Origin of the sequence: Streptomyces sp. NPDC047017, from assembly GCF_040644175.1 — a bacterium.
Taxonomy (GTDB): Bacteria; Actinomycetota; Actinomycetes; order Streptomycetales; family Streptomycetaceae; genus Streptomyces.
The window spans coordinates 1-3318 of sequence record NZ_JBEYVW010000048.1 but is presented as its reverse complement, the minus strand read 5'-3'; the positions used below and the strand labels follow the sequence as shown (position 1 = coordinate 3318).

Genomic DNA, 3318 nt, shown 5'->3' with positions numbered 1-3318 from the left:
ACGCTTCCTTTGTACTCACCCTCTCGGGCTTTCCTCCGGGCGCTTCCCTTCGGTCTTGCGTTTCCGACTCTATCAGACCGTTTTCCGATCCGATTTCCTCGATGCTTTCCAGGTTCCCGCTTCCGCGTTTCCCTTTCCGGCGGTTCCGACTTTATCAGATCTTCCGGGCCGGTCTGACCGGCCTTCGTTTTCCGATTCATCGGGAGTGGCTTCTCGTAAATCGATGATTTCGGAAGCCGGTAGATGTTCACCGCTGCCCATCTGGATCATGTCCAGCTCCAGGCAACTGTTCGAATCTACCTCCCCATCGGCTCCGTGTCAACGGCTCCGGTGGGGCGAAGAGGACACTAGCAGTTCAGCGGGCGTACACGCACATCAGGCGGCTGTCGGCACGGTGGCGCTTCGCTCGGTCGGCGTGATGTCACCCGTGTCGCCGGCCCGCGCGGCACGGCCGCCGAGGACGTAGACGTAGGTCAGGAAGGCCAGTTCGGCGAAGATGCCGATGCCGATGCGGGCCCAGGTGGGCAGGCCCGACGGAGTGACGAAGCCTTCGATGGCGCCGGAGACGAGCAGGACCAGGGCGAGGCCGATGGCCATGCCGAGGGCGGCCCGGCCCTCTTCGGCCAGGGCGGTGCGGCGGCTGCGCGGTCCGGGGTCGATGAGGGTCCAGCCGAGGCGCAGTCCGGTGCCGGCGGCGACGAAGACCGCGGTCAGTTCGAGCAGGCCGTGCGGGAGGATCAGCCCGAGGAACGTGTCGAGCCTGCCCGCCGAGGACATCAGCCCGATGCCGACGCCCAGGTTGAGCATGTTCTCGAAGAGGATCCACAGGACCGGCAGTCCCAGGAAGACGCCCAGGACCAGGCACATGGCGGCCGCCTCGGCGTTGTTCGTCCACACCTGGGCGGCGAACGCCGAGGCGGGATGACTGGAGTAGTACGTCTCGTACTCGCCGCCGGGGCGGGTCAGCTGCCGGAGCTGGTCCGGGGCCGCGATCGCGGTCTGCACTTCCGGGTGCGTACCGATCCACCAGCCCAGCAGTGCTCCGACGACGGTGGAGACGACCGCGGTGGGGACCCACCAGTGCCGGGCCCGGTAGACGGCGGCGGGGAAGCCCTCCAGCAGGAAGCGGGTGACGTCGCGCCACGAGGCCCGGCGGGTCCCGGTCACCGCCCCACGCGCGCGGGCCACGAGCTGGCTGAGCCGGCCGGTCAGCTCGGGGTCCGGGGCGCTGGAGCGGATCAGCGAGAGGTGGGTGGCGGCACGCTGGTAGAGGGAGACGAGTTCGTCGGCCTCCGCGCCGGTGAGGCGGCGTCGGCGGCTGAGCAGGGCGTCGAGGCGGTCCCACTCGGCTCGGTGGGCGGAGACGAAGACGTCCAGGTCCATCGTGTCTGCCTGCTCCTCGGCTGGTTGTTCGGCTGCCCGACGGACGGGTCAGCTTGTCCTACTGGGGCGCGATGGCCCTCAGCTTGGCAGACTGGCCGTCTTCGGGGCAGGCCAGGGGAAGGACGGGCGGGCGTGAGTGAGCTGGTGACGGGTGAGGCGGTGGCGCTGGAGCTGCGCCCGGCGAGGTTGCCCAGCAGGGCGCTGGCCGTGCTGCTCGACCTCGCCGTGGCCTTCGCCGCCTATGTGGCCGTGAGCGTGGGTCTGGTGCTGGGCACGGCGTCGCTGGACGACGCGGCGCGGATCGCGCTGTCGATCGCGTCCTTCCTGCTCGTGCTGGTGGGCGGGCCGATCGCGGTGGAGACGCTCAGCCACGGGCGCTCGCTCGGGAAGCTGGCGTGCGGGCTGCGTGTGGTCCGGGACGACGGCGGGCCGATCCGGTTCCGGCACGCGCTGGTGCGCGGCGCGGTCGGCGTGGTGGAGATCCTGATGACGTTCGGGGTCGTCGCCTGCGTCGCCTCGCTGGTGTCGGCGCGCGGGCGCCGGCTGGGGGACGTGTTCGCGGGCACGCTGGTGGTGCGGGAGCGGGTGGCGGCCGGGCCGGCGTCGTCCGTGCCTCCGCCGCCGCCCTGGCTGGCCGGGCGGTTCTCGGCCCTCGACCTGTCGGCGGTCCCGGACGGGCTGTGGCTGGCGGTCCGGCAGTACCTGACGCGGATGCGTCAGCTCGATCCGCAGGTCGGCTGGGGCATGGCGGAGCGGCTCGCCGCGGATCTCGCGGCGCGTACGGGGGCTTCGGTGCCCTCCGATGTGCCTCCGGCCGTGTTTCTGGCGGCGGTGGTGCAGGAGCGGCAGGTCCGTGAGGCGCGGCGGGCGTTCGGGAACGGTTCAGGGGCGGGCGGAGCAGAAGCCGTTCCTGGAACTCCGGGTCCCGTCCTGCCTGATCCCGTCTCCTCGGGGTCGCAGGCGGCGTTCGTCCCGCAGGACGCGGCGCCCGTGGTGCGGGCGCCGTCCGTTCCGCCCGCCTCCGCTCGGCCGCAGTCGCCGGAGGAGCGTCCCGCCACCGGGTTCGTGCCGCCCGCGTGAGCGTTCGTCGCGCGGTCGCTCAGGTGCCGAAGGCGGACGGCGGCGACTGGAGGTCTTCGAGTTCGACGCCGGGGGCGGCCAGGACCACGTCGCCGGCGAGGTGGACGGCGTGCCGCTCGCCCGTGTCCAGGGCTGTGACCTGGTACTCGTCCACGGTCAGGGGGCCGTTGTCAGTGGCGTGTGCTTCTCTTTTCACCAGGGCCCAGGACTGGTCCACGGTGCGGGGGGCGAGGACCGGATCGGTGAAGGTGACGAGGCGTACGCGGGTCGCGGCGGACGAGGGGGTGAGGCGCAGGAGACGTGCGGTGGCGACGAGGAACGCGGGGGACGTGCCGGTGAAGGCGTGGGCGCGCACAGTGCCTTCGGCGGCGTGGGTCCCGGTGGGGTCGGTGCGGACCCAGGTGACGCCGTCGAGCGCGGCGCCGCGCACCTGCCAGCCGCCCGCGTGGAGTTCGAGGCGGAGGGGGCGGCCGAGTTCGTCGAGGGCGAGGTCGACGGAGCCGCGGTGATCGCCCGAGGGGGTGGTGACCTGGGAGACGTAGCGCCAGCCGGCGGGGCCGGGGGCGCACTGGAAGTGCTCTTCGGCGAAGGGGGTGTGATCGTGCGGATCGTGGAGCGAATAACGGCCGCGGGGCATGGGGTTCCTGGGGCTTGACGGGCCGCTCCGGCCAAAGGGGCAGGCCCCCGGCACGGGGGTGCGGGGGCCTGCCTCACCGGTCAGTGGCGGTACGGGGTCCGCTCAGTAGCGGTAGTGGTCCGCCTTGTAGGGGCCGTCGACGTCGACGCCGATGTACGCCGCCTGCTCCGGGCGCAGGGTGGTCAGCTTGACGCCGAGGGCGTCGAGGTGGAGGCGGG

The 3318-nt window shown here is 72.0% G+C and carries 5 protein-coding genes; 1 reads left to right on the top strand and 4 read right to left on the bottom strand.

The window, feature by feature from the left end; all coding sequences use genetic code 11:
* Nucleotides 1-72: 72 nt before the first annotated feature.
* Both ABZ858_RS37110 and ABZ858_RS37105 read right to left on the bottom strand, forming a co-directional pair.
* Nucleotides 73-270 (bottom strand): hypothetical protein, encoded by a 198-nt coding sequence (locus ABZ858_RS37110; protein WP_361389416.1) that lies wholly within the window; start codon nucleotides 268-270, stop codon nucleotides 73-75.
* A gap of 105 nt (nucleotides 271-375) precedes the next feature.
* Nucleotides 376-1383 carry a stage II sporulation protein M gene (locus tag ABZ858_RS37105; protein WP_361389413.1) on the bottom strand — a complete coding sequence of 336 codons (1008 nt, stop codon included), beginning with the start codon at nucleotides 1381-1383 and terminating at the stop codon, nucleotides 376-378.
* Between the two features lie 132 nt (nucleotides 1384-1515).
* Here ABZ858_RS37105 and ABZ858_RS37100 point away from each other — a divergent pair, with 132 nt between their 5' ends.
* Nucleotides 1516-2463, top strand: coding sequence for an RDD family protein (locus ABZ858_RS37100; protein WP_361389410.1), 948 nt, complete (start codon nucleotides 1516-1518; stop codon nucleotides 2461-2463).
* A 19-nt stretch (nucleotides 2464-2482) separates the two neighbouring features.
* Here ABZ858_RS37100 and ABZ858_RS37095 read toward each other — a convergent pair whose 3' ends face one another.
* Both ABZ858_RS37095 and ABZ858_RS37090 read right to left on the bottom strand, forming a co-directional pair.
* Nucleotides 2483-3100 (bottom strand): hypothetical protein, encoded by a 618-nt coding sequence (locus tag ABZ858_RS37095; protein ID WP_361389407.1) that lies wholly within the window; start codon nucleotides 3098-3100, stop codon nucleotides 2483-2485.
* A gap of 102 nt (nucleotides 3101-3202) precedes the next feature.
* On the bottom strand, nucleotides 3203-3318 hold a 116-nt coding region (locus ABZ858_RS37090), incomplete at its 5' end, for an adenosylhomocysteinase (RefSeq protein ID WP_361389419.1).

What these genes read in the sequence shown, in the direction of transcription:
- ABZ858_RS37110 (WP_361389416.1), bottom strand. Translation starts at nt 270, where the DNA reads ATGATCCAGATGGGCAGCGGTGAACATCTACCGGCTTCCGAAATCATC.
- ABZ858_RS37105 (WP_361389413.1), bottom strand. Translation starts at nt 1,383, where the DNA reads ATGGACCTGGACGTCTTCGTCTCCGCCCACCGAGCCGAGTGGGACCGC.
- ABZ858_RS37095 (WP_361389407.1), bottom strand. Translation starts at nt 3,100, where the DNA reads ATGCCCCGCGGCCGTTATTCGCTCCACGATCCGCACGATCACACCCCC.